Source organism: Alcanivorax sp. HI0044 (assembly GCF_001634945.1).
This window is the reverse complement of the sequence record NZ_LWEZ01000371.1, coordinates 1-993: the sequence shown is the minus strand read 5'-3', so window position 1 is coordinate 993 and position 993 is coordinate 1. Positions and strand designations below refer to the sequence as shown.

1 protein-coding gene and 1 pseudogene are annotated in these 993 nt (G+C 60.6%); both read left to right on the top strand.

What is annotated here, in order from left to right:
* The coding region (locus tag A3730_RS04555; protein WP_369819039.1) for a ribulose-phosphate 3-epimerase at nucleotides 1-297 on the top strand (297 nt) is incomplete at its 5' end.
* 185 nt (nucleotides 298-482) lie between these two features.
* Nucleotides 483-993: pseudogene (locus tag A3730_RS33000) on the top strand (NlpC/P60 family protein); the annotation flags it as partial.

Sequence of the window (993 nt, the reverse complement as noted above, 5' to 3'; positions counted from 1 at the left end):
TGCCTGGAATACGTGATGGACAAGCTGGACATGATCCTGCTGATGAGCGTGAACCCGGGCTACGGCGGCCAGAAATTCATTCCTTCCACCCTGGACAAGACCCGCGTCGTGCGCCAGCTGATCGACGCCAGCGGCTACGATATCCGCCTGGAAGTGGATGGCGGCGTCTCCGAAAAGAACATCCGTGAAGTCGCCGCCGCCGGCGCCGACACCTTCGTGGCCGGCTCCGCCATCTTCGGCAAAGACGACTACGCCACCGTCATCCAGCAAATGCGCGACGAGCTGGCCCAGGCCTAACAGCGAACCCATTGTAGGAGCGCCACTTGAGGCGCGAACCTGAGCCAAAGCGAAGGATCGGTTGAATGCCCTCGCCAAAGCTCGGGATCGCGCCTCAAGTGGCGCTCCTGCATCAAGATGGTTCTTATGGAACCTTCCCGCCGCCCGGCTGCCTGACTCCTTAAGTCAGCCATCACTATCACGCCATGCCCCGCTATACCGCCATTCCTGTCCGGCTTCCCTGCCTGCTCCTGGTATTAACCAGCCTGGCAGCCTGCAGCCTGGTGCCCGCCGAACGGCAATCCCCACAACCTGAAATAGCGGAAACCCCGCAGGAGCTGCCGCCCCGGCAGACCCTGATCCTCGACAGCCTGCTCGCCCAGAAAGAAGACTGGCAGGGCGTGCCTTATCAATACGGTGGCCTCAGCACGCAAGGCGTGGACTGTTCTGGCTTCGTCTATCTCACCTTCCTTTCGCAGCTGAACATGAAAGTCCCCCGCACCACCTCCGCCCTGATGCAGGAAGGCGAGCCTGTGGCCCGCAACGAACTGGAAGTGGGGACCTGGTGTTCTTCAAAACCGGACCGGGCAATCGCCACGTGGGAATCTATATGGGTGGGGATGAATTTATGCATGCGTCGGTGAGTAGTGGCGTCATGCAGTCGTCGCTCAACAATCCCTATTGGAGTCAGCGGTATTGGAAGGCCAGGCGGCTGGT